This window comes from Bradyrhizobium sp. P5_C11_2 (assembly GCF_054049755.1).
This window is the reverse complement of record NZ_JBFULT010000051.1, coordinates 1-23,334: the sequence shown is the minus strand read 5'-3', so window position 1 is coordinate 23,334 and position 23,334 is coordinate 1. Positions and strand designations below refer to the sequence as shown.

At 65.8% G+C, this 23,334-nt stretch carries 22 protein-coding genes and 1 pseudogene; 16 read left to right on the top strand and 7 right to left on the bottom strand.

Annotated features, from left to right (window positions below; genetic code table 11):
* The 6 genes and pseudogenes from ACXJL8_RS08270 to ACXJL8_RS08245 all read left to right on the top strand — a co-directional run.
* Positions 1 to 253, top strand: a pseudogene (locus ACXJL8_RS08270) (hypothetical protein); the annotation flags it as partial.
* 24 nt (positions 254 to 277) lie between these two features.
* On the top strand, positions 278 to 1,666 hold the full coding sequence (locus ACXJL8_RS08265) for a surface carbohydrate biosynthesis protein (RefSeq protein WP_456620916.1): 1,389 nt from the start codon (positions 278 to 280) through the stop codon (positions 1,664 to 1,666).
* 4 nt (positions 1,667 to 1,670) lie between these two features.
* Positions 1,671 to 3,074 carry a capsular polysaccharide export protein, LipB/KpsS family gene (locus tag ACXJL8_RS08260; RefSeq protein WP_456620915.1) on the top strand — a complete coding sequence of 468 codons (1,404 nt, stop codon included), beginning with the start codon at positions 1,671 to 1,673 and terminating at the stop codon, positions 3,072 to 3,074.
* A gap of 11 nt (positions 3,075 to 3,085) precedes the next feature.
* Positions 3,086 to 3,835 carry a glycosyltransferase family 2 protein gene (locus ACXJL8_RS08255; protein ID WP_456620914.1) on the top strand — a complete coding sequence of 250 codons (750 nt, stop codon included), beginning with the start codon at positions 3,086 to 3,088 and terminating at the stop codon, positions 3,833 to 3,835.
* Between the two features lie 184 nt (positions 3,836 to 4,019).
* Complete coding sequence (locus ACXJL8_RS08250; RefSeq protein ID WP_456684849.1) at positions 4,020 to 5,429, top strand: DUF6056 family protein; 1,410 nt, start codon at positions 4,020 to 4,022, stop codon at positions 5,427 to 5,429.
* Positions 5,430 to 5,457: 28 nt separating this feature from the next.
* On the top strand, positions 5,458 to 6,420 hold the full coding sequence (locus ACXJL8_RS08245) for a glycosyltransferase family 2 protein (protein ID WP_456620912.1): 963 nt from the start codon (positions 5,458 to 5,460) through the stop codon (positions 6,418 to 6,420).
* Between the two features lie 13 nt (positions 6,421 to 6,433).
* Here ACXJL8_RS08245 and ACXJL8_RS08240 read toward each other — a convergent pair whose 3' ends face one another.
* The 3 genes from ACXJL8_RS08240 to ACXJL8_RS08230 are packed head-to-tail and all read right to left on the bottom strand — an operon-like array spanning position 6,434 to position 9,133.
* Complete coding sequence (locus tag ACXJL8_RS08240) at positions 6,434 to 7,360, bottom strand: transketolase family protein (protein WP_456620911.1); 927 nt, start codon at positions 7,358 to 7,360, stop codon at positions 6,434 to 6,436.
* Complete coding sequence (locus tag ACXJL8_RS08235) at positions 7,357 to 8,187, bottom strand: transketolase (RefSeq protein ID WP_456684848.1); 831 nt, start codon at positions 8,185 to 8,187, stop codon at positions 7,357 to 7,359. Before ACXJL8_RS08235 ends, ACXJL8_RS08240 begins: the two co-directional genes overlap by 4 nt.
* Positions 8,153 to 9,133 (bottom strand): NAD-dependent epimerase/dehydratase family protein, encoded by a 981-nt coding sequence (locus tag ACXJL8_RS08230; RefSeq protein WP_456684847.1) that lies wholly within the window; start codon positions 9,131 to 9,133, stop codon positions 8,153 to 8,155. The genes ACXJL8_RS08235 and ACXJL8_RS08230 overlap by 35 nt, the downstream gene beginning before the upstream one ends.
* Positions 9,134 to 9,252: 119 nt before the next feature.
* Between ACXJL8_RS08230 and ACXJL8_RS08225 the strand changes: the two genes are divergently transcribed.
* The gene (locus ACXJL8_RS08225; RefSeq protein ID WP_456620908.1) at positions 9,253 to 10,206 is read left to right on the top strand and encodes a sulfotransferase family protein; all 954 of its coding nucleotides are present in this window, start codon (positions 9,253 to 9,255) and stop codon (positions 10,204 to 10,206) included.
* Entirely contained in the window at positions 10,196 to 11,086 is an 891-nt protein-coding gene (locus tag ACXJL8_RS08220; RefSeq protein ID WP_456620907.1) for a phosphotransferase family protein, read from the top strand. The genes ACXJL8_RS08225 and ACXJL8_RS08220 overlap by 11 nt, the downstream gene beginning before the upstream one ends.
* Here the strand turns inward: ACXJL8_RS08220 and rfbG are convergent, their stop codons facing one another.
* Both rfbG and rfbF read right to left on the bottom strand, forming a co-directional pair.
* On the bottom strand, positions 11,087 to 12,154 hold the full coding sequence (rfbG, locus tag ACXJL8_RS08215) for a CDP-glucose 4,6-dehydratase (protein ID WP_456684846.1): 1,068 nt from the start codon (positions 12,152 to 12,154) through the stop codon (positions 11,087 to 11,089). It lies immediately after the preceding gene.
* Complete coding sequence (gene rfbF, locus ACXJL8_RS08210; protein WP_456620905.1) at positions 12,151 to 12,921, bottom strand: glucose-1-phosphate cytidylyltransferase; 771 nt, start codon at positions 12,919 to 12,921, stop codon at positions 12,151 to 12,153. The genes rfbG and rfbF overlap by 4 nt, the downstream gene beginning before the upstream one ends.
* Before the next feature lie 228 nt (positions 12,922 to 13,149).
* Here rfbF and ACXJL8_RS08205 point away from each other — a divergent pair, with 228 nt between their 5' ends.
* The 7 genes from ACXJL8_RS08205 (at position 13,150) to ACXJL8_RS08175 (ending at position 20,301) form a co-directional block, all read left to right on the top strand.
* On the top strand, positions 13,150 to 14,112 hold the full coding sequence (locus tag ACXJL8_RS08205) for a UDP-glucuronic acid decarboxylase family protein (protein ID WP_456620904.1): 963 nt from the start codon (positions 13,150 to 13,152) through the stop codon (positions 14,110 to 14,112).
* A gap of 42 nt (positions 14,113 to 14,154) precedes the next feature.
* Positions 14,155 to 15,459, top strand: a complete 1,305-nt coding sequence (locus ACXJL8_RS08200) for a hypothetical protein (RefSeq protein ID WP_456620903.1) — start codon at positions 14,155 to 14,157, stop codon at positions 15,457 to 15,459.
* Between the two features lie 4 nt (positions 15,460 to 15,463).
* Complete coding sequence (locus ACXJL8_RS08195) at positions 15,464 to 16,642, top strand: CgeB family protein (protein WP_456684845.1); 1,179 nt, start codon at positions 15,464 to 15,466, stop codon at positions 16,640 to 16,642.
* 125 nt (positions 16,643 to 16,767) lie between these two features.
* The gene (locus ACXJL8_RS08190) at positions 16,768 to 17,214 is read left to right on the top strand and encodes a hypothetical protein (protein ID WP_456620901.1); all 447 of its coding nucleotides are present in this window, start codon (positions 16,768 to 16,770) and stop codon (positions 17,212 to 17,214) included.
* Positions 17,211 to 18,332, top strand: coding sequence for a DegT/DnrJ/EryC1/StrS family aminotransferase (locus tag ACXJL8_RS08185; RefSeq protein WP_456620900.1), 1,122 nt, complete (start codon positions 17,211 to 17,213; stop codon positions 18,330 to 18,332). Before ACXJL8_RS08190 ends, ACXJL8_RS08185 begins: the two co-directional genes overlap by 4 nt.
* Positions 18,329 to 19,096 (top strand): class I SAM-dependent DNA methyltransferase, encoded by a 768-nt coding sequence (locus tag ACXJL8_RS08180; RefSeq protein WP_456620899.1) that lies wholly within the window; start codon positions 18,329 to 18,331, stop codon positions 19,094 to 19,096. Before ACXJL8_RS08185 ends, ACXJL8_RS08180 begins: the two co-directional genes overlap by 4 nt.
* The gene (locus ACXJL8_RS08175; protein WP_456620898.1) at positions 19,093 to 20,301 is read left to right on the top strand and encodes a glycosyltransferase; all 1,209 of its coding nucleotides are present in this window, start codon (positions 19,093 to 19,095) and stop codon (positions 20,299 to 20,301) included. The genes ACXJL8_RS08180 and ACXJL8_RS08175 overlap by 4 nt, the downstream gene beginning before the upstream one ends.
* Before the next feature lie 6 nt (positions 20,302 to 20,307).
* On the opposite strand, the gene ACXJL8_RS08170 is transcribed toward ACXJL8_RS08175, so the two are convergent.
* Together ACXJL8_RS08170 and ACXJL8_RS08165 are read right to left on the bottom strand one after the other, a co-directional pair.
* A complete protein-coding gene (locus ACXJL8_RS08170) occupies positions 20,308 to 21,888 on the bottom strand; it encodes a lipopolysaccharide biosynthesis protein (RefSeq protein WP_456620897.1) in 1,581 nt (526 codons plus the stop codon).
* 163 nt (positions 21,889 to 22,051) lie between these two features.
* The gene (locus tag ACXJL8_RS08165) at positions 22,052 to 22,693 is read right to left on the bottom strand and encodes a hypothetical protein (RefSeq protein ID WP_456620992.1); all 642 of its coding nucleotides are present in this window, start codon (positions 22,691 to 22,693) and stop codon (positions 22,052 to 22,054) included.
* A 375-nt stretch (positions 22,694 to 23,068) separates the two neighbouring features.
* Between ACXJL8_RS08165 and ACXJL8_RS08160 the strand changes: the two genes are divergently transcribed.
* Positions 23,069 to 23,334: hypothetical protein (locus ACXJL8_RS08160; RefSeq protein ID WP_456684844.1), on the top strand; the 266-nt coding region annotated here is incomplete at its 3' end.

Sequence of the window (23,334 nt, the reverse complement as noted above, 5' to 3'; positions counted from 1 at the left end):
CATGAGCGACGCGCAGGTGTTCGCCAAGACCGGGCCCGACGCGGTCAAGGAAATGATCGCGCCCCGGCTGTCGTGCTTCATCGTCAACACCGCCCGCTGCCTGCACATGGGAAGCCGGATCCAGTCGGATCACAGCCGCCTGCTCTACACGGCAACCTATATCCAGCAGCCGCGCATCTATCCCGAACCGCCGGCGCGCTTCCGCGCGGTCGGTGCCCTGACGGACCTCGAGCGCACCGTGATGCGGCTCTGACGCGGACCTCCGGGAGCTGATATCTTGCGCATAGGCCTGGTGGTCGATCACCCCAAGCGTGACCTGCCGGGGGCAGTCATGCTCGGTTATCAACTCGCGCGGCGCGGCGTCTCCGTGATGCTGGTGCCGATGTACGAGCAGGCGGTCGACGTCCCGCGGCTCGGGCTCGATGCGCTCGTGGCCAACTATGCGCGCCCGGTCAATCTCGACCTGATGCGCAGCTTTGCCAAGGCCGGCCTCGCGCTGTACGTGCTCGATACCGAAGGCGGCGTGCTCGCGGAGAAAGGCGGCAACTCGCCGCCGGCGATGGCCGCGCACATCAAGGGCAGCGGCTACGCCGAGATCCTGGCGGGCTATTTCTTCTGGGGCAACCGGCTCCACGACGCCTTCCTGGCGGAGGGAACCATGAAGCCGGAGCAGCTCCACCTCACCGGTTGTCCGCGCTTCGATTTTGCAGCGCCGCGCTGGCGCGCGCTGCTCGACGGCGAGCCGCGCGGCTATCTGCTCGTCAACGCCAACTTTCCGCTGGTCAATTCACGCTTCACCGGCAAGCCCGGCGGCGAGCGCGAGGCGATGGTGCGGGCCGGCTGGGATGGCGCCTATGTCGATCGCTTCATCGCGGACCTGAAGCAGGTCTTCGCCAACTATCTCGCCGAGATCGACCGGCTCGCCGCAGCGCGGCCCGACCGCAGCATTCTCGTCCGCCCGCATCCCTTCGAGAGCGAGGACGTCTATCGCAACGCGCTCGCGCGCCACGCCAACGTCCTGGTCGACGGCACCGGCAGCGTGCTCGATCGCATCCGCAATGCGGCCGCCGTCGTTCATCTCAACTGCGGTACGGCCGTCGAATCGGTCTTGCTGGGAAAGCTGCCGCTCCAGCTCGAATACCTGAACACGCCGACGACCGCCGGGCATGCCGCGCTGCCCGCGCGCGTCAGCCGGTCGGTCACCTCGTTCGACGAATTGCTCGGCGCGATCGATCACATCGACAGCGAGACCGAGACCTTCGATTTCGCAGGCGTTCACGCCGCCGATATCGAGGCCTTCTTCCATCTCAATGACGGACAGGCCGCCGACCGGGTCGCCGATGTCCTGACGCGCGCACGAGGTACGCCCCGGCCTTACGTCTCGCTGCTGGCGACCGTGAAGGGCACGCGCGACAAGCCGAGCGTCGGCCAAATCGTCAAGGGCGCCGCGAGCGCCGTGCTCGGATCGGCCGTCACCGAGCGGCTGCGCAGCCAGGTCAATCCGGCCCGGCGCGACAAGCGGATCGAGCCGAGCTTCGTCAAGATCCTGCTTCAGCGTATCGCAGCTCATGATCGCGCGAGCCCGTCGCAATTTACGGCAAGACGCGCGCATTGCGCGACGACGGGCTTGCCGCTCGCGAGCATCGCGATCGAACCCGCCCGATAGAGTCATGACCACATCCGCAAAGACCATACTCATCACCACGCTTGCCGAATACCAGACCCGGTTCTGGATTCCGGTCGCGCAGCGGCTGCGCGCCGCGGGCAATGATGTCGAATTGCTTGCCTTCGACGATCGCAGCGCCGAGATATCGGCCGCTGCAGGCGTGCCGGTCACGAACATGTATCGCGAGGGCCTCAAGGCCGCCTCACCGCCCGACGACCGCAAGGCGTTCGATGCCCGTGTCGCCGGCTATGGACTCGACGGGACCAATTTCCTGTTCAGCCACGAGCGTTTCACCTTCGGCATCAGTGATACGGCCGCGTTGCGCCGGCGGTTCATGATCTATGCCAACGCCATGGAGGCGGTGCTCGACCGGCTGGAGGCACAGGGGCGACGTGCCGAGCTGGTCCAGGAGCTCGGCGGCTTCCTCTCCGTCATCGCGAGCTTCTACGCCGCCAGGCGCCGGGGCATCCGCAACTGGTTCATGGAGCCGTCGTTCTTTCGCGGCCGGATGTATTTCACGCCGGACAGCTTTGCCGCACCCGACATGATGGCGAAGCCAGCCGATGCCGTGTCCCCCGAGGTGCGCGCCTATCTCGACGATACGCTGGCGCAGCGCGCGATCGTCATCCCCAAGAAGGACCAGCATCATTATTCGGCGGCATTCAAGAAGGTCGCCAACCTGCGCAATGCCCATCGTCTTGTCGAAAAGCTCTGGGACCAGTTCGCGCTCGGCAAGCACCAGGAGTTCGGACACAATCTCAGGCATGCGCGCGTGCACGCCGCGATGGCCCTCAACGCGACGCGGCTGCGCAAGCTCTACAAGCCGATCCCGGAAACGCCCTTCGTCTACTACCCGTTCCACGTTCCCGCCGACATGGCGCTGACGCTGCGCTCGCCGGACTATCTCGACCAGGTCGCGACCGTCGATTTCCTGTTGCGCACGATCCCGGATTCACATGTGCTGGTGGTGAAGGAACATCCCGCCCAGATCGGCGCGATCTCGGCCGATCGCCTGTACGAACTCGCGCGCCGGTTCGACAATTTCGTGCTGCTGCCGCCGCAGACCAACAATTACACCGTGCTCAATCGCGCCGACGCCGTCATCTCCGTCAACAGCAAGTCGGGTGCCGAGGCGCTGCTGCTCGGCAAGCCGGTCGTGGTGATGGGCGATGCCTTCTACCGCTCCTGCCCGCTGGTCTATGCGGTCGATCGCCTGGCCGACGTGCCCGCGCGGCTCCGCGAAGCATTGCGCGCCGGGCCGTTCGATCCGGCCAGAGGCGCGCCCTATTTCGAGTTTGCCTGGCGCCGGTCTTATCCGGGCGAGCTCTATATCAGCGATCCCAAGCTGCTCGACACGTTTTCCGCCTCCTTGCACACGGCCATCGCCGAACCCGCCGGTGTGAACTGAACGGACCCATCATGCCGCTCGTCTCGATCATCACACCGTCCTGGAACGTCGAAGGCCTGATCGAGGAGACGATCCGCTCGGTGCAGAACCAGACTTTCGCCGATTGGGAACTCCTGATCGCCGACGACTGCTCGACCGACAGGACGCCGGAGATCATTGCGGCGATCGGCGAACGCGATCCTCGCGTCAAGCTGATCCGGCAGGCCAAAAATGGTGGTCCGGCGCTCGCGCGCCAGGCCTCGATCGATGCTGCGCAGGGCCGCTATCTCGCTTTCCTCGACAGCGACGATCTGTGGCTGCCCGGCAAGCTCGAGCGCCAGCTCGCGTTTGCCCGCGAAAAGCGGGCGGCACTCAGCTACACCGCTTTCCGCCGCATCGACGAAACCAACACGGTCACCGGACGCCTGATCGAGGTGCCGGCTTCGCTGAGCTACGAGCAGCTGCTGAAGAACACCGCGATCGCAACGCTGACCGCGATGGTGGACCGCGAGATCGCCGGTCCCATCGCGATGAAGAACGAGGGCTACGACGATTTCTGCCTGTGGCTCTCGATCCTCAAGCCCGGCCAGACCGCATTCGGCCTCAACGAGGACCTTGCACGCTACCGCGTCAGGGGCTCTTCGGTCTCCAGCCGCCCGATGCGCTCCGCCAAATGGGTCTGGCAGATCTATCGGGACGTCGAGCAACTCTCCCTGGTCAGATCGGCATGGTGCTTTGCCCATTGGGGGGCGCGAGCCTGGTTGAAGCGGCGGGAATTCTAGCGACGCTCGCGACCCTGCGCGGCAAGCGCCGCAYAGCCACCTGCGACGGCGGGAAATGAACATTGCGACCTGGATCGGTTGTCTCTAGTCTGCCCCGGATCGGAGGGGGCTTTGCGTGTACAATCAAGGTGTTATTCCACTGGCAGCGCGTCCCCTCGCCGATCGCCGGGCCAGGATAGGCTGGGTGCTGTGCAGCCTGTTTCCCGCAATTTTTCTGCTGTCTCTGTTTGCGCTGACTTCGCTCAGCGCGCCCGAACATGACGACTTCTGCTTCGCGGAACTGTACATGCGCCACGGCTTCGTCCAGACCGTGTCGATCTTCTATCATTCGCAGTCGGGCCGGATCCTGGCCCTCTGGCTGACCCAGATCCCGCCGGCAATCTCCGCTGCGGCCAATGTCAGCTTACTGTCGGCCTATGCACTGACGATGGCTGCGAGCGCGGGGCTGTTCATAGCCGCGACGGCCCTCGCCATGGTCCGTGCCTGGCCTCGCACCGGCGCGCTTCAATTGACCTTCCTCACCTTCGCATTCGCAAGCGCCGCGGTTAGCGCGGCGCCGAGCGTGCGGGATCTGCTCTATTGGCTGTCGGCCGTGACCTGTTACGTCCCGCCCGCCCTGGTCACCATCCTGATCCTCGGGGAGTGCATTCGGGCGCTGGACGGGCAAGCCGGCTTTTCATGGCCGCTCAGCCTTGCCATGGCCGTGGGCGGGTTCGCGGCTGCGCTGTGCAACGAATTCACCGGCGTCTGGCTCCTGCTGATGGTCTCGGCGTCACTGAGTGCGCGCCATGTCTTCGGCCAGCAGCGCCAGATCGTGCATCACATCCTGATCGCAACGGCGATCGCCATCGGATGGATGATCGTCGTATCGGCCGACGGCAACGGCACGCGCATGGAACAACTCCCGAACGGGGGGCGTGTGATCTGGTCGGTTTTCCAAGCGCTTCTCGATTCGCTCGCCGGACTCGGCCGCTTCCTTCGAGAGCCCGCCATCGTCGCCTGGCTCGCCGCTGTCGGCCTCATTGCATTGGACGGGCCCGATCCCGCGCCCACAGCGCCGCAAAAGAGCAGGCTGTTGGCCCTCGGCACGATCGCGGTCTGCCTGGCGTGCTGCTATTTCGAATATTTCGCTCATCGATATGCGACGGGGATGCGGCTTGTCGAGCGGGCGCAGAACCAGGCGTTGATCCTGCTGCTGTTCGGATCGACGCTCAGCGTCAGGCTGCTCGTTCGCGCCTACCGCCCGCAATTGCGCGAACGTCTTGCGGCGGGCGCGGGTCGCGGCCTGCTCGGTCCGGTCGGGATGCCCGCGAGCCTGACGCTCCTCATGATCGCCTCGCTTGGCCTGAGCTCGACGGCGCTCCAGCTGCGCTCGCAGTGGCAGAGCCTGTACCCGTACTGGCGGGAGAGCGCCGCACGGCACGCCCTCCTGACAACGAGCCCCGAGCCGGTTGTCGCCGTTCCCCGGCACGAATGGACGCCGTCCCTGCTGATGACCGCCGACGTGACGGCCGATGCCGGCAGATTGCCGAACGACTGCATCGCCAGATATTACCGCAAGTCCGCCATCTACGCCGCCGRCACGCCGCGGTGATCCCTTGCCCCGCTTCAGAGACACCAACGTGAAAACAATCAGCGTCATCACGCCCTGCTACAATGAAGAGCTGAACGTCAGGGATTGCTATGAGGCGATCCGGAAGATCTTCGACGGCGAGCTCAAGGGCTATCGGCGCGAGCACATCTTCTGCGACAACGCCTCCGACGATCGCACCGTGGAGATCCTGCGCGAAATCGCCGCACAGGATCCCGCGGTGAAGATCATCGTCAACGCACGCAACTTCGGACCGCTGCGCAACACCTTCAACGGCGTGATGGCCTCGCGCGGCGACGCCGTTCTCCTGTTCATGCCGGCCGATCTCCAGGATCCGCCCGAACTGCTTCCCGAATTCGTCAAGCTGTGGGAGGCCGGCTACGAGATCGTCTACGGCATCCGCGCGGTCCGCGAGGAAGGGCGGCTGATGCGCGGCATCCGCAATGCCTATTACCGCGTTCTGACCCGTTTCTCCGAGGTCAACGTTCCGCCCGGCGTCGGCGACTTCCAGCTCGTCGACCGGCGCGTCGTCGAGGCGATGCGGAGCGTCCGCGACACCTATCCGTTCATGCGGATGATGACGTTCGAATGCGGCGGCCGCGCCGTCGGCGTTCCCTACACCTGGCGCCAGCGCAAAAAGGGTTTTTCCAAGAACCGCGCCGGCGCGCTGATCGACCAGGGCCTCAACGGGCTGGTGTCGTTCACCACGGCGCCGGTGCGCTTCGGGCTGTTCGCGGGCTTCCTGATCTCGGCCCTGAGCATCGGCTATGCGATCGTCAATTTCGTCGTCGGCCTGATCCTGTACAGGCAGCTCGCCGAGCCCGGCATCATCACGCTAATCGTCGCCATGTTCTTCTTCGGCGGCGTGCAGCTGTTCTTCATGGGCATGATCGGCGAATACGTTCTCGCGATCTACGGCCAGGTTCGCGAGAAGCCCGTGGTGTTCGAGCGCGAACGCGTCAATTTCGACCCCGCACCGCCGCCCGGCACGTGACGTACGGGCCGTCTCAGCGCTTCGCCAGCGATTGCTCGATCCGCGCGATGATCGCCTGAACCGAGAGGCCGGCGGCATCGAGCAGCGCCTCGCGCGATCCCGCCTGCGAGGTCTTGCCTCCCTGCTCGGGAATGCCGATGCCCGCGATCGGCGGCCTGACCACGTCGCCGGCGAATGCGCCCGCCACCAGGCTGAACAGGCCGCCGCGCAGGATGTGCTCTTCGAGCGTCACGACGAGCGCGGCATCGCGCACGGCCTCGCGGATCGCGGCCTCGTCGAATGGCTTCAGGCAGGAGACGCTGACGACACCGGCGTCCTTGCCGCGCCTGGCCAGCTCGTCGGCAGCCTCCAGCGCGCGTGAGGCGACCGGTCCAGACGCGAGGATGACGATCTCCCGCCCCTCGCGCAGGACGCGCGGCCTGCGGATGTCGGTCACCGCGGTGGCACCCAGATTCGGCTCGCCGGCACGGCTCAGCCGCAAATAGGACGGCTTGCCGCTTGTTGCGATCAGACGCGTCGCGGCGCGCACCTCCATGGGATCGCAGGGCACGAACACCTCGATGCCCGGCAGCATCGACATGATGCCTGCATCCTCCAGCGCGTGGTGGGTGTAGCCCTGACTGCCATAGGCATAGCCGGCGCCCACGGCCACGACCTTGACGTCGGCACCGTGGTAGCAGACGTCGTTGCGGAGCTGCTCGAGGCAGCGCAACGTCGGGAAGTTGCCGATCGAGTAGATGAAGACCGTCTTGCCCGACAGCGCGATGCCGGCGGCGATCCCCGCCATGTTCTGTTCGGCGACGCCGACATTGAAGTAGCGCTCGGGAAACTTCGCCGCAAAGGGCTCAAGCACGGAATAACCGAGATCGCCGCAGAGCAGCCAGATATCGGGATTCTCGCTCGCGGCCTGCGACAGGCTCTCGATGAACGTCGTCCTCATGCACCGACCTCGGCCAACGCCTGCGCGAGCAGTTCATCCGAGGGCGAGCGATAGTGCCATTCGAGCTTGTTCTCCATGAAGCTCACGCCCTTGCCCTTGATCGTGTGTGCGATCACGACGGTCGGCCGGCCCGAGGCCGCCGGCACCGCGCTCAGCACACGCTCGAGCGCGGCCGTGTCGTGACCGTCGATCTCCTCGACGTGCCAGCCGAACGACCGCCACTTCTCGGCGAAGGGATCGAGGTTGAGAACCTCGGCGACCGAGCCAAAGCTCTGGATCTTGTTGAAGTCGACGATGACGCAGAGATTGCCGAGCTTGTGATGGGGCGCAAACAGGATGCCTTCCCAGTTCGAGCCCTCGTCGCATTCCCCGTCGCTGAGCAGGCAGAAGACGCGGCTGCCACCGCCTGCCGAGCGCGCGGCAAGCGCCATGCCGATCGCAATCGGCAGGCCGTGGCCGAGGGAACCGGTGGAGACCTCGACGCCGGGCACGGCGTGGCTGACGTGTCCGGTGAAGATCGATCCGTCGCGGCAGTAGGTGTCGAGCTCGGCGAGCGAAAAGAAACCGCATTCGGCGAGCGTTGCGTACATGATCGCCGTGGCGTGGCCCTTGCTGAGCACGAAGCGGTCGCGACTGGCGGCTTGCGGATCGGCGGGGTCGACGCGCAGGATTTGCGTGTACAGCACCGCCAGGATGTCCGCCATCGAGAGGCAGCCGCCGATATGCGAGGCCTTGGCGGCATGCACCATGCGCAACGCGTGCGCACGGATCCRCCGGGCGAACTCCCTCGGCTCAGGACGATTTGCGGGAAGACTTGGTCGCGTCATGCCAGTTTACCGTTTCGCGTAGTCCCTGATCCAACGGCACTTCGGGCTTCCAGCCCAATGCGAGCATGCGCGAAACGTCCGCGGCCAGGACCATAACCTGATCGGGCCGGTACGCCAACTCGCCGAAGCCGAGCACTGCGCCGGGGTCGACGAGATCGCGCAGCCGCGTCACCGTCTCGCGCAGCGGCGGCGCATCCGCACTGCCGACGTTGAAGATGCCGCCCGCAGCTTCATGCGTGATCGCCAGCCGGAAGGCGGCCGCGGCATCGCGCGCGTGCAGAAATCCCCAGCGCTGCTCGCAGGCCGTCAGCGCCATGTGCTGTCCGGAGCGCAAGTTCCGGATCATGCCCGGGATCAGCCAGTGGTCGGCATCCTTCGGCCCGTAGGTCGAGAAGATCCTGAGCCAGGCCGCACGCAGCCCCCGCTCCTCGCACMGGCGCATCGCCATCGATCCGGCCGCGAGCTTGGCCATGCCGTACAACGTCGTCGGCCGCGGCGCATCCTCCTCGCGAATCGCGCGATCGTAGGGCCCGTACTCCGCCTGCGATCCGGCGCCGACGAAGATCCCGGCACCGGCCTCGGCTGCGAGCTCGGCGAGCCGCACCGTGTCGGCGACGTTGACCGCCTGAACCGGGCTGTTGCGGTCGGCCCCTGCGACGCCGCGCCAGGCCATGTGCACGACCGCCTCCGGCGCAAAGGCCCCCAGCGCGCCGCGCAGCCCGTCCAGATGCTCCAGGCTGCCCGGGATCACGTGCAACCGGTCATGGACCTCCCCGAGACGCCAATGGGAGCTTGCCGGCCGCAACAGGACCGCCACCTCGTGCCCCCGCGCCACGAGGTCCGCAACGAGATAGGAGCCCAGAAAGCCGCTTGCGCCGGTGACAAAAACACGCATGGCCCCGGGTAGATCAGCTACCCCGGGCCCGTCAATGTCCCGGTTCGGCAAGCGCCCCGGCCCGGAGCCGCGTTCCCGGCACGGTTGGAGCCCGATCCGACCTTGATTATCCGGCCGATGCGGCTAAACGGGGGGCCAGGATCGAGGTTCGACGACGCAGGGGTAGACGCATGAGTGACTTCAGGCTGGCCATGGTTTCCGCGGGCTTCGAGCACGGCGGAAACGTCACCCATCGTCACTTCGACGGCCATCCCGACCTGCTCGTCTATCCCTTCGAGTCGCAGCTCGGCAACCGCAACTTCAACGACTTCCTCGCTTCCGTCGAGCGCGTTCAATACCGCTATCCCGAATTTCCGGAAGGGCTGAGCGCGATCGAGCTCTACGAGCAGATGATCGACGAGGAGCTGAAGACGTTCCTGCGCAAGCGCAACGGCTCCAAGTTCCGCGATGCGGACTGCGTGATGGACGAGAAAAAGCGCGTCGCCGAATTTGCCCGGCTGGTCGGCGAGCCTCCGGTCTTCCGCCGCCAGGTGATCGAGGCCTTCTTCCGCTCGACCTTCGCGGCCTGGGAGAACTATTACGCCAAGCCGCGCCCGGGCATGGTCCATGTCGGCTATTCGCCCGCCATCGGCATCGACGCCGACCGCATGGTGCGCGACTTCCCCAACATCCGCATCCTGCACATCGTGCGCAATCCGTTCTCGGCCTATCGCGACACCAAGCGCCGCCCCTTCCCGCAGCCGCTGACGAAATACCTGATCACCTGGAACATCTATCACTCGACGGTCGAGATGTTCGCGAAGATGTATCCGCAGAACGTGCGGATCTTCCGCTACGAAGACCTCGTCGAGGACAAGCGCAAGTTCATGACCGAGGCAGCCGGCTTTATCGGCGTGCCCTTCGCCGATGCCATGCTCTATCCGAGCTGGAACGGCGTCGAGATCAAGGACTCCATCGCGCCCTGGGGAACCGTGCTCAAGAGCACCAGGGACTACAACCAGGCGGTCATCGAGGAGCTCTCGGACCAGGAGCGCAGGCAGATCGCGCAGGGCACCGCGGCGCTGGCCCGTCATTTCGGCTACGACCGGATCGACTATCTGAGCCCGCTCTATCGTGCTGAGTAAGATCGCGTTCTTCGAAACCGACGACCGCCCCGACATCGCCGCCGATCGCGCGCGCCTTCTGCCCGCACTTCAGCGGCATCTGCAATCCTCCGGCCGCGACGTCACCGTCACGCCGGTGCCCGACGGCACGCTCGGCGTCTGCCTCAAGGCGGATGTCTCCGGCGAAAAGCGCTTTGTGAAGACGCATCTTCCAGGCGCCACCGCGCGCGCCAGCCTCGCCAAGGAAGCCGAGATCCTCGCGCGGCTCTATGGCAAGTCGATCGTGCTCGACCATTTCGAAGTCCCGCTCGCGGACGGAACGCTCCGGCTCTGCATCCTGATGCCCGTGCTCGTACCGCTGGCCGCCCCGATGCGGCCCGCGGACGCTGCCGCGATGGCGCACGAATGCAGCAAACGGCTCGAAGACTGGCGGCCGGATCATCTTGCCTCGTTCGAGCGCTGTCTGGCATCCGCCGCTCAGGCCCTGAAGACGCTGTCCGACCGTGGCCTGCTGGAGGAGGCCAGCGCGGCCGAGGTGCGCCGGCTGATCGCGCTGCTCGGGGATCGTCTCGCGGATTTGCCCGAAGCGCTCTGCCACGGCGATTTCGGACCGAAGAACATCATGCTCCAGGGAACCGAGCCGCGCGTCATCGACTGGGAAGACGCGTTCCGCGGCATCGCCGGCTACGACTACCTCTACTGGCTGACCTTCATGGAGAACCGGCCGTCCCTGCAAACCGCCGCCTTCGGCCGAACCGGCCTCGCCCCGGACGTCGAGCGCGCCATCCTCGCGCTCGTCGTCCTGCTCAAATCCTACCTGGCGGTGTTGTCGGGCGCGCATCTGAAGCACGCGGTGTCCGCCCAGGCCCGCATCGCCGAGATTCTCGATCTGCCGCGCTGATCATGCCGCCTGCGCGGCGCCGACGACCTGATCGAGCTGATCGAGCGAGAACTTGCGCAGGTCGCGGCCATCGCGCAGCGCCTTGTACCAGTCGACGGTGAGACGAAGGCCCTGCCCCAGATCGAGCCGTGGACTCCAGCCGAGTTCGTTGCGCGCCTTCGCGCAGTCGAGCCTGAGATAGGCGGCTTCGTGCGGGTGCGGACCGGCATCTGCCGTCCACCGCGCCCCGTCGCCCCATAGCGCGATCAGATGATCGACCACCGTCCCGACCGGGACCTCGCTTGCAGCGTCGGGCCCGAAATTCCAGCCGCCGACGAAGCGCTCGTCGCCCGCCAACCGTTCGACCAGCGTCAGATAGCCGAGCACGGGATCGAGCGCATGCTGCCAGGGTCGCACCGAATTGGGGTTGCGGATGCGCAGCGCCTCGCCGTCGAGGAAGGCCTGCATCGCATCGGGCACCAGGCGGTCGCGCGCCCAGTCGCCGCCGCCGAAGACGTTGCCGGCCCGCGCGGTCGCGACGCGCGCGGCGCCCTGCGTATTGAAGAAGCTGTGGCGATAGGACTGCGTCACGAGCTCGGCGCAGGCCTTGCTGTTGCTGTAGGGATCATTGCCGCCGAGACGGTCGTCCTCGCGGAAGGCCGTGCCGGCGCCATTGTTCTCGTAGCACTTGTCGCTGGTGACATTCAGGATCACCTGCACCGAGCRCAGTTGCCGAGCGGCCTCCAGCACATGCACCGTGCCCATCACGTTGGTCGCGAAGGTCTCGACCGGCTCCTCATAGGACGGGCGCACCAGCGCTTGAGCGGCCATGTGGATGACGATGTCGGGTTCGGCCTCCGCCATTGCGGCGCGCAAGGTCGCGAGATCGCGGACATCGGCGATACGATGCTTGATGTCGTCGGCGATGCGCGCCGTCACGAACAGTGCGGATTGATGCGTCGGCGGCAGCGCATAGCCGTAGACGCTGGCACCCAGCCGACGCAGCAGCAGCGAGGCCCATGCGCCCTTGAAGCCGGTATGTCCGGTGAGAAAGACCCTCTTGCCGCGCCAGAATGCCGGATCCGTCACCAGACCCTCCATTTGGCGCGGTTGCCCGCCCACTCGCCCTCGAGGAAGTTGCGATCGCGCAGCGAATCCATCGGGTGCCAGAAGCCGTGGTGCACATAGGCTCGCAGATCGTCGCCGCGCACGAGTTGCTCCATCGGCTCGCGCTCCCAGATCGTCTTGTCGCCGGCGATCAACTCGCCGACCGATGGCGACAGCAGGAAGAAGCCGCCATTGATCCAGCCGCCGTCGTCGTTCGGCTTCTCCTCGAAATTGACCACCCTGTCGCCCTCGATCGAGACCGCGCCGAACCGTTTGGCCGGCCGCACCACCGAGACGGTGGCCCGGCGCCCATGCGCCTTGTGGAAAGCGATCTCGGCGGCCAGGTCGATATCGGCGACGCCGTCGCCATAGGTCAATGCGAAGAAGGGCTCGTTCGCGACGTAGGGCAGCACCCTCTTCAGCCGGCCGCCGGTCTGCGTCTCCTCGCCGGTATCGACCAGCGTGACCCGCCACGGCTCGGCGGTCTCGCGATGCACCTCCATCCGGTTCTCGGCGAGGTGGAAGGTGACGTCGGACATGTGCAGGAAGTAGTTCGCGAAATACTCCTTGATCATGTAGCCCTTGTAGCCAAGGCAGATCACGAAATCATGGAAGCCGTAATGGCTGTAGATCTTCATGATGTGCCAGAGGATCGGCCGGCCGCCGATCTCGACCATCGGCTTCGGCCGCGTGCTGGTCTCCTCGGCGATTCGGGTGCCCAGCCCCCCGGCAAGAATTACGACTTTCATTGACCTGCTCCGAACGGGAAGACTCGTTCCCCTCGCACTCCAGACGGCTTCTATACGAACTGGCGGCGCCTGAAAAATCGTCCGCGGCGCGAACCGTTCGGACTTTAGAGGTATTTAAATACCTAACTCAAGCCTATTGGCGTTTCCTTGCGTAGCCGATACCACTCTGCCGGCCGCACCGGACGAGACCGTCCCAAGATCCTGCCCGAGATCCTGCTGGAACCGATCATGCCGTTTGAAAGCTACAAGAACAGCCGCATCCTCGTGACCGGAGGCGCCGGGTTCATCGGATCGCATCTCTGCGAGCGACTGCTCGATGCGGGCGCCGAGGTGGTGTCCGCCGACAATTATTTCACCGGCAGCCGGCGCAACATCGCCCATCTGATCGCAAATCCGCTGTTCGAGGCGGTCAGGCACGACGTCACCTTCCCGCTCTACATCGAGGTCGACGCGATCTTCAACCTGGCCTGCCCGGCCTCGCCGATCCACTACCAGCGCGACCCCGTGCAGACCACCAAGACCTCCGTGCACGGCGCCATCAACATGCTGGGCCTCGCCAAGCGGCTCAAGGCCCGCATCTTCCAGGCCTCGACCAGCGAGGTCTATGGCGATCCGCTGATCCATCCGCAGACCGAGGATTATTGGGGCAACGTCAACCCGATCGGCATCCGCTCCTGCTACGACGAAGGCAAGCGCTGCGCCGAGACGCTGTTCTTCGACTATTGGCGCCAGCATGGCCTGCCGATCAAGGTCGCGCGCATCTTCAACACCTATGGGCCGCGCATGCAGCCCAATGACGGACGCGTGGTGTCGTCCTTCATCGTCCAGGCGCTCAAGGGCGAGCCGATCACCGTGTTCGGCGACGGCGGGCAGACCCGCTCGTTCTGCTATGTCGACGACCTCGTCGAGGCCATCGTGCGGCTGATGGTGACGGCGGAAGACATCACCGGCCCGATCAACCTCGGCAACAATTCCGAGTTCACGATCCGCGAGCTCGCCGAGAAGGTCATCAAGCTCACGGGCTCGCGCTCCAAGCTGGTGTTCAAGCCGCTGCCGCAGGACGACCCGCGGCAGCGCCAGCCCGACCTCGCCAAAGCGAAGGCGGTCCTGAACTGGGAGCCGAAGGTTGCGCTCGAGGACGGGCTGAAGGAGACGATCGCCTATTTCAAGCACTCGCTTGAGCTGGCCTGATCCCGCTCGCAACTCCCCTCGTCCGCAGCGAGCCTGCCCGCAATGAACGCACCATCCGGTATCGTCAGGGATCTCCGATTGCGGCTGGACTCGAAGGCCGCGCTGACGATCCTGGTGCTGCTGCACAGCCTCGTCACTTGCCTGTCGCTGATCAAGGTCGCGACCTTCCAGTACTATATCAGCTTCAGCGGGGAGCGCCTCTGGATCGCGATCATCGTTGCGCTCGGCTTCTCCGTCGTTTCGCTGCTGTTCGCCGTCGCCCGCTTCAGCTTCGGTTATTTCGTCGGGTTCTATTTCTACACGATGATCCTCGGCTTCCTGTGGATCGACGTGTTCTCCTATTACAGCTACCCGCAATTGCCCGCAGGCATCTCGGCGGCGTTGGCGCTGGTGCTCTTCCTGTTGCCCGTGCTGTTCGTCAGGGCGCCGCTGCGACAGCTCGTTGCGTTGTCGCATGCTCATTTCGAGCATCTGCTGACGCTGATCCTGGCGGTCTCGGTGGTCACCATCGCCGTGGCCTCTACCTACAATTTCCGGCTGATCACGGTCGCGCACATCTACGACTATCGCAACGCGCTCGAATTTCCGGCAGCGGTGCGATATCTCACGGGCTGGGTCTCCAGCACGTTGTTGCCGTTCGCCTTCGCCTGCTACTGGCTGCTCGGCCATCGCTGGCGCGCTGGCCTGGTCCTGATCCTGCTGCTGTTCTTCTACCCGATCACGCTGACCAAGTTCGCTTTCTTCACGCCCGCCTGGCTGATCGCACTGGCCGTGCTCTCGCGCTTGCTGGAAGCGAGGACTTCAGCCATCGCATCGATCTTCGTCCCGATGCTCCTTGGCCTCATCGTGATCGTTCTGACGGGCGCCCCCCTCAACAGCATTCCCGGCAGATATTTCGACCTCGTCAACATCCGGATGATCGCGACCGCATCCAGCGCCCTCGACATCTACAACAATTTCTTCGCGAGCCATCCGCTGACCTGGTTCTGCCAGATATCCATCCTCAAGCCGCTGACGCATTGTCCCTACCAGGCGCCGCTGGCGGTCGTGATGCAGGAGGCCTACGACATCGGCAATCTGAATGCGTCGCTGTTTGCGACCGAAGGGATCGCATCCGTCGGCCTCTACCTCGCGCCTTTGACGGCGCTCGCATCCGGCTTCGTGCTGGCGCTTGGCAACCGTGCCTCCGCGGGACTTCCGCCCCGCTTCGTCCTGATGTCCGCCGGCGTGCTGCCGCACGTCCTGCTCAACGTGCCGCTCTCGGTCGCCATGCTCACCCACGGCACCGCCATCCTGTTCATGCTCTGGTACGTGATGCCCCGCAGCCTGTTCGAACGGAAACCGTGACGCCGTGCGCATCCTGATCCTCAACGCCGACTATCCGCGCTTCCTCTCCTGGCTCTACCGGCGCAGGCCGGGCCTCGAGAACGAGCCCTACGCGGCGCAGATGGCGGCGCGAAACGCCAGCCTGTTCGGCGTCGCCGATTTCTACTCCCGCAACTTTACCGGTCTCGGACACGTCGCCGCCGACATCCATGTCAATAATCCCTGGATGCGGGCGGCGTGGGCGCGCGAGCACGGCCTCGCCGTCACCGAGCCGGCACCGCCGGGCGCGCCGGCCGCGCGCGATGCCGTTCCCGGCTGGCTGCAACGCGCCATCGCGCCATTCAAGCCGGTGCTGCGGCCGCTCGCGCGCAAGGTCGGGCTCAGCCCGCGTCTCGACGCGGAAGCGGAACAGATCCTGCTGGCGCAGATCGAGGAGTTCCAACCCGATCTCGTCCTCAACCAGGATCTGTTTCATGTCGACACGCGCCTGGCGCGCCGGATCAAGCAGATCGGCCGCCCGATCCTGATCGGCCAGATCGGCATCTCGCCTTCGCGCGGCGAGGACTGGTCGGTCTACGACCTCATGATCTCCCAGATGGCTGCCGTCGTCGATTTCTTCCGTTCCCACGGCGCGCGCGCCGAGGTGGTCCATCTCGCCTTCGAGCCTGCGATCCTCGACATCCTGCCTCCGCTGCCGTCGCAAAACTTCGACGTCACCTTCGTCGGCGCGRTGTCGGCGGATCACCAGCTCCGTGTCGCGCAGCTCGAGGCGGTGGCACGGCGCTACGATCTCAAACTGTTCGGCAGCGGCCTGCATACGCTTCCCGCCTCCTCGCCGCTGCATCGCTGCTATCAGGGCGAGGTGTGGGGCGTGGAAATGTACCAGGCGCTTCGCGCCTCGCGCGTCACGCTCAACTCGCACATCGACATGGCCGGCCGCGAGGCCGGCAATGCGCGGCTGTTTGAGGCCACCGGGGTCGGCGCGTTCCTGCTCACCGACTTCAAGGACAATCTCGACACGCTGTTCGCGCCCGAGCGTGAGGTCGCAGCGTGGCGCACGGTCGAGGACTGCCTTGCGATGATCGAGCGGTATCTCTCCGACGATGCGGCACGCCTGTCCATTGCAAAGGCGGGACAAGCCCGGACATTTGCCGCCCACACGTTCCGCAGGCGCGTCGAGGATATCCTGGCTTTCGTGGGCTAAACCCACGCCGACGGCACGCCGATTGTCATAATCGGTCCGCCCTTGACGGTCCCGGCCAAAATGGCCAAAGTGCACGACGGGACAGCTATCTCACTCTAATTGCAGCGCTTTTTGTCGAGGCCCAGATGGAACACGTCGAACATGTTCGATTCGGCGACCAGCTTTACGCGATCATCGTGCGCGCCTCGTTCCGCGAACCGGGCATCCATTTCTTTTCGTCGCCGGAACTGTCGCAGCAGCTCGCCTATATGAGCCATCCGCAAGGCAAGAGCATCGAGCCGCACCGCCACAACAAGGTGACGCGGGAGGTGCACTACACCCAGGAAGTCCTGCTGATCCAGAAGGGCAAGCTCCAGGTCGACTTCTACACGGTCGAGGAAAAATATCTCGAAAGCCGCGTGCTCGGTGCCGGCGACATCATCCTGCTGTGCAGCGGCGCCCACGGCTTCCACGTGCTCGAGCCGCTCGAAATGTTCGAGATCAAGCAGGGTCCCTATTCCGGCGAGAACGACAAGACCCGGTTTGCCGAGGTCGCGCCGTCCGAAATCCGGATCAAGGGTCCGGGCCTGTGACCGCGCCGTTCATTCCCGTCAACACGCCGCTGCTCGACGGCAACGAGGCCGACTATCTCGCCGAGTGCATCCGGACCGGCTGGATCTCGTCGGAGGGACCGTTCATCAAGCGCTTCGAGCAGGCGATGGCCGAAATTGCCGGGCGGCGCCACGGCATCGCCGTGACCAACGGCTCGGTCGCACTCGACATCGCCGTTCATGCGCTCGGGCTCGAGCAAGGCTCCGAGGTCATCATCCCGACCTTCACGATCATCAGCTGCGCCGCCGCTATTGTGCGGGCCGGCCTCGTCCCCGTCGGCGTCGACTGCGATCCCGCGACCTGGAACATGACGGTCGAGGGTGTCGAGGCCGCGATCACGCCGCGCACGCGCGCGATCATGCTGGTCCACATCTATGGCCTCCCGGTCGATCTCGATCCGATCATGGCGCTCGCGCACAAGCACGATCTGAAGCTGATCGAGGACGCCGCCGAGATGCACGGCCAGACCTATCGCGGTGCGCCCTGCGGCAGCTTTGGCGACGTCTCGACCTTCAGCTTCTACCCCAACAAGCACGTCACCACCGGTGAAGGCGGTATGATCCTCACCGACGACGACGCGCTTGCCGATCGCCTGCAAGGCTATCGCAATCTCTGCTTCCAGCCGCAGCAGCGTTTCGTCCATGAGGAGCTCGGCTGGAACGCCCGCATGACCAACCTCCAGGCCGCGCTCGGCGTCGCCCAGGTCGAGCGCCTGCCGCGCACGGTCGAGCTCAAGCGCCGGATCGGCCGGCTCTATGACGAGCATCTCGGTGGCCTCAACAGCGTCCGCCGCCCGGTCGCCCGCACCGGCTATGCGGACAACATCTACTGGGTCTACGGCATCGTGCTCGGCGACGACGTGCCGTTCGACGCCAAGGAAGCAATGCGCCGCCTCGGCGAAAAGGGCATCGGCACGCGGCCGTTCTTCTGGTGCATGCACGAACAGCCGGTGCTGCGCCGGATGGGCCTGATGCTCGGTGAGTCCCATCCGAACGCGGAATACATCGCCCGCCGCGGTTTTTATTTGCCGAGCGGCCTTGCCTTGACCGACGACGAGATCGCTCGCTCTGCGCAGGCGCTGAAGGAGATTCTGGCGTGACGGTGTTCGCCGACTACGCGCCTTGGTACGACCTCTTGTATCAGGACAAGGATTACGCGGCGGAGACGGCGTTCGTCGAAGCGCGGCTGCGCGACCACCGCGTTTCCTCGGGCAGGCTGCTCGATCTCGGCTGCGGCACCGGCCTGCACGCGCTCGCCTTCGCGCGCCAGGGGTGGAACGTTGCCGGCATCGATCTCAGCCACGAGATGATCGCGAGTGCCAAGGCACGCGCCCAGCAGGCGGGACTTGCGATTCCGTTCCGGCAGGGCGATGCCTGTGTCGCGGGCCCCGAACGCGATTTCGATGCGGTCGTGTCGCTGTTCCACGTCGCCAGCTACCAGACCAGCCGCGATGCCCTGATGGCCATGTTCCGCACCGCGCACGCCGCGCTGAAGCCGGGCGGCGTTTTCTTTTTCGACTACTGGTACGGCGGCGCCGTGCTCGCGCAGGGCGTCGAGACCCGGGTCAAGGTGATCGAGCAGAAGCCGCTGCGCCTCACCCGCATCGCGCAATCCGATCATGACGAACAGGCCGCGACCGTCACGGTGAACTACACGCTGTTCTGCGAGGACACGGACCGCGCCACGATCCGGCGCGTCGATGAAGCGCACCGGATGCGCTACTGGTTTCCGTTCGAGATCGACGCGGCATTGCAGGCAAGCGGCCTCCAGCCGGCCGGCCACGCCGCATGGCTGACGCAGGACGCACCACATTCGAAGAACTGGGCGGCCTACGCGGTCGCCAGAAAGAGCGTCACGCCGTGAGACCGCTGCGGCTCGCCGTCATGCTGGAACAGGCCCTCGAAGTCGGCGGCGGCTTCCAGCAGCCGCTGAGCGACCTGCTCTGGCTGCGTGACTGGGCGGCCAAGTCGGGCAACGAGATCGTGGTGTACTCGCCCTATCCGAAGACGCTGGAGATCCTGAAGGAGTTCGGCGTCGCGGCCCGGCTGCGCAAGTTCGGCGTGCTCGACTATGTCTTCCTGTTCCTGAAATATTGCGGACCGTTCGATCTGGTCCAGATCGCACTGAAGCTGAAGTCGTCGTTCGAGCGCGCGCTGATCCGCGACGGCATCGACGTCGTGCATTTCACCTCGACCTCGAAGCGGCACTTGCTGCTCTATGAGCTGCCCTTCATCATCACGATCTTCGACGGCTGCCATCGCGACGCGCCGGAATTTCCGGAGGTCCGGACCTTCGGCGAATTCGAGCGCCGCGAGATCCTGTTCGGCCTCGCCAGCATCAAGGCGGCGGTCGTGATCGTCAACGCGCCCGAGCTGACCGACGATCTCTGCCGGCGCTACGCCATGGAAAGAGAGCGCGCGGTCTGTATCCCGTTCTCGCCCTCCACCTATGTCAGCCGATCCGCGCCCGATGCCGCTGCCGACGCGGCGGTGCTGGCGAAATATCGGCTCGAACCGGGCTATCTGTTCTATCCGGCGCAGTTCTGGCCGCACAAGAACCACATGACGCTGCTCGCCGCGCTCGCAAGCTTGCGCGAGCGGGGCATCACCGAACGGCTGGTGCTGTGCGGCTCGGACCGCGGCGGCCGCGACAAGATCGACGCGGCGATCCGCACTTACGGCCTGTCGGACCAGATCTCCATCATCGGCTTCGTCGAGTCCGCCGAGCTCGGCGCGCTCTATCGCGGCGCCTCGGCGCTGGTGATGCCGAGCTATTTCGGCCCGACCAATCTGCCGCCGCTGGAAGCCTGGGCGGTCGGCACGCCGGTGATCTATCCAGAGGCGTTCAAGGCGCAGGCGGGTGATGCCGCGATCCTGTTCGACTACGACGACCCGCGCTCTCTCGCGGATGCGATCGTCGCTCTGCGCACCGACGGCACGCCCGAGCGTTTGCGCGCAGCCGGCCATCGTCGGCTGGCGCAATTTGCCGAGGAGACCGAGGCCGGCCACCAGCAATTCGCCCGCCATTTGGAACGGCTGAAGCACCGGCTGGCGCTGACGCCGCGTTAAGGCGAGCTAAGCCGGAATCCGCGCGCGCAGCCGCTCGCGCAACGCGCCGCTCAACAGCGGGCTTGCGAGCACGGCGACCACGATCAGCCAGATTGCGCATTCGGCGAGGAAATGCACGAGCCCGCTGCCCGGCACCAGCGCGGTGATCGCGAGGCCGATCAGCCAGCCCGACGCCACGATGCCGATGGCCATGAGCAACAGGAAGGCGATGTGCCTGAACGGGTGATGCAGGGTCTGCCGCATGATCACCAGCCCGAGCAGTCCGAACTGGACCAGGATGTCGCTCGCGACCACCGCGAGCGCGGCGCCCAGCGGTCCGAGCCGCGGGATCAGGACAATTGACAGCACCAGGAAGACGACGAGCTGGAGTCCCTTGGTCCGGATCAGGAGCTCGCCGCGATTGCTGTGATTGGCAAAGACCAGCGCCAGCAGCGAAGGGGCGACGACCGCCGAGCCGAGCAGCAGCGTCACCGCGAGCGGCCCGTCATAGGGAATGCTGCCATGGGTCCACAGCGCGAAGAAGTCGGGCCAGAACGGCAGGAGCCCCGCGACGATCAGGCTGGCGAGCCCCGTCACGAACACCGAGCCATGGGCATAGAGCCGGCGCAGCCGCTCCCTGTCGCCGATTGCATGGTCGTGGCCGAGCTCGGCGCCGAGCGGCAGAGTGACCTGGAGGCAGAGCCCGCGCACCAGGCTCGCGATCACGCGCGTCAGGCCCCATTGCGCAACTGCGACGCGGTTCGTGACCAGCGCGGAGACGAGCAGCACCGGAACGTTGACGAGCGCGAGCTCGGTGACGTTGGCGACCGCAAAAGGCAGCGCGCGGCCGAACTGCCCGATGCTCCAGCGCCAGGATGGCGGTGCGAACGGCGATCGGCCGGCACGGCGCAGAAACGGAAACAGGCGCGGCGCGTCGAACGCGGCGATGAAGATCGCGAACAGCAGCTGCATCGACACGAAGGCAATCGCCACCGCCAGCAGGCTGCCATACACCGCCAGCGCGGCGAGCTGCGCGATCTGTCCGAGCAGCAGTGCGGCGTTTTGCAGCCAGACCGTCCGGCCGTACTGGCCGCGCACGCGATACAGGCCGGAGGCGAGATTGGCGGGCAAGGTGAGGAGCATGCCCAGCGTCATCACCAGCATCGCGACATCGAATGTCGGCGCCGCGTGAAAACCGAGCACTGCCGACGGCCGCGCGAGATACACGGCCGCGCACAGCAGGACACCCAGCACCGCGACGACCGCGAGATAGATCCGCAGCATGGCGCGATAGAAGTTCGCGGTCCGCCCGTCGCTGTCGGCGCTGGACTTGAAGGCGAGAAACCGGTTGACCGCCCGAAGCTGCAATCCGGCATCCGCCACGACGACGAGGCTGCCGGCCGCATAGATCGCGAGCCACGCCGCAAGCATGTCGCCGGTCCAGACGTGCAGGAAGGCCGGGATCAACAGCAGCTGCTGGGTCAGTCCCAGCACCATCTGGACCAGGTTCGCCGACCAGCCCTGAATGAGCCGACGGGCGCGGCCGACACCGCCGGATCCGCTCGGGCCGTCGGCCTTGCCGGGCGCGTCAATCTGCGTGTCGGTCAAGCCGCATCCTTCCCGGCAAGCGATCGGCCCGGCGCGCCCGATCGCCGACTGATTCCCAACGACGGCAGCCGCACACGCTGTGCCATCGGATCAAGGCGTTAAGGCCGCGTCTTAAGGCGATTGGAGAGCTTAGGCAATGGCATCCGAACCCGGGCGCCGGCGCTCAGAGCCCGTCCGACTCGCCGTTCTTCGGCGTGGCGCGCGGCACGGAGGGGGAGAACGCTGTATCGGTCGTGCCTGGCATCGTCAGCCTRCCGCCGGCATCCGCAGGCGGGCCCGTGGGGGCGGCCGCCGGGTCCGGCCGCTGCAGCGCCAGCACCTCGCTGCGATCGCCCTGTTTGAACGTCACCTCGCGCGGCTGAACCGAGGTCAGCGACCAGCCGCCGAGCGATTCGCCCTGCCGCAAGCGCACGACCTTCTGATCGCTGCGGTTCACGAGAATCGCAATGGCGTCGCCCTCGCCCACCACGGCCCCGACCAACAGCAGCGGCAGCGGCGCCTCGACCGCTTGGGGCGGCGGTGCAGAGATCTCTTCGACCGGCGATGCGGCGACAGCGCGCGGCGGCGGCCGGCGCATGGCCGAGAAGATCGGGCGCTCCTGGGTTACGGTCAGCGCCGAGAGCGGCACCGACCACAGCGGATTGCCGCGGGGAATTGGCCTCGCCACAGCCTGCTGCGCGGGCCGCGCGATCGGCCTCATCGTTCCGACATCGACGCTGTCGGCGGGGCTGCCCGCGGCGTCGTCGGGTAGAACATCCATGCGCGATGAGGTGGCAGCCCAGGTCTCGGCGGCGCCCAGAACCATGAACAACACGGCCAATCCTGTCGGTCTCAGCCACCCGGACATCGACATCCCCTGCGACCACCGGCCGCGCCACGACGACGGCGAGCCGCCAGCGCCAAACTAGTTCCGATCGGTACCGTCATCAACCCACGCCTGTCCTGCCCGAGTCAACGCGCACCCACGTTCTCTTCTGCATTTGTTGCAAGGCTTGAACATGTTGCCCAACGGCCACGATCGTTGAAATTGCAAGCGGAACGGCCAGGAACCCGGCCCAAATAGATGTCCGTTCATTGCCGGCCGCTGCAACGCCATGGGATTATGGCATGGGTGAAGGGCCTCGCCCTGCGGCCCAGCTGCACGCTGACGATGATTTCTTTGCTGATTTGAGAAGGCGGGATGGCGGGACCGACAAGGACGCGTGGGCAGATCGGATACGGGCTGCGGTCCGTCGCGCGCCATTCGCTGGCGACCCTGCTCGCGACCACGGCGCTCGGCGTCGTCGCCGCCCACGCCGTGGACGGCGACTGGAACGGCGCCAGCAGCGACTGGACGGATCCCACCAACTGGTCATCCAACCCGAGCGTGCCGGACGCAACTGCGACGTTCACCAACACCGGAAGCACGGGCGTCGACAACAACAACGGCGTCGTCGTCATCGGCAC

Excerpts from the sequence above, each read along its gene's own strand:
- ACXJL8_RS08260 (WP_456620915.1), top strand. The coding sequence starts at position 1,671 with ATGACCACATCCGCAAAGACCATACTCATCACCACGCTTGCCGAATAC.
- ACXJL8_RS08255 (WP_456620914.1), top strand. The coding sequence starts at position 3,086 with ATGCCGCTCGTCTCGATCATCACACCGTCCTGGAACGTCGAAGGCCTG.
- ACXJL8_RS08240 (WP_456620911.1), bottom strand. The coding sequence starts at position 7,360 with ATGAGGACGACGTTCATCGAGAGCCTGTCGCAGGCCGCGAGCGAGAAT.
- ACXJL8_RS08225 (WP_456620908.1), top strand. The coding sequence starts at position 9,253 with ATGAGTGACTTCAGGCTGGCCATGGTTTCCGCGGGCTTCGAGCACGGC.
- rfbF (WP_456620905.1), bottom strand. The coding sequence starts at position 12,921 with ATGAAAGTCGTAATTCTTGCCGGGGGGCTGGGCACCCGAATCGCCGAG.
- ACXJL8_RS08205 (WP_456620904.1), top strand. The coding sequence starts at position 13,150 with ATGCCGTTTGAAAGCTACAAGAACAGCCGCATCCTCGTGACCGGAGGC.
- ACXJL8_RS08200 (WP_456620903.1), top strand. The coding sequence starts at position 14,155 with ATGAACGCACCATCCGGTATCGTCAGGGATCTCCGATTGCGGCTGGAC.
- ACXJL8_RS08190 (WP_456620901.1), top strand. The coding sequence starts at position 16,768 with ATGGAACACGTCGAACATGTTCGATTCGGCGACCAGCTTTACGCGATC.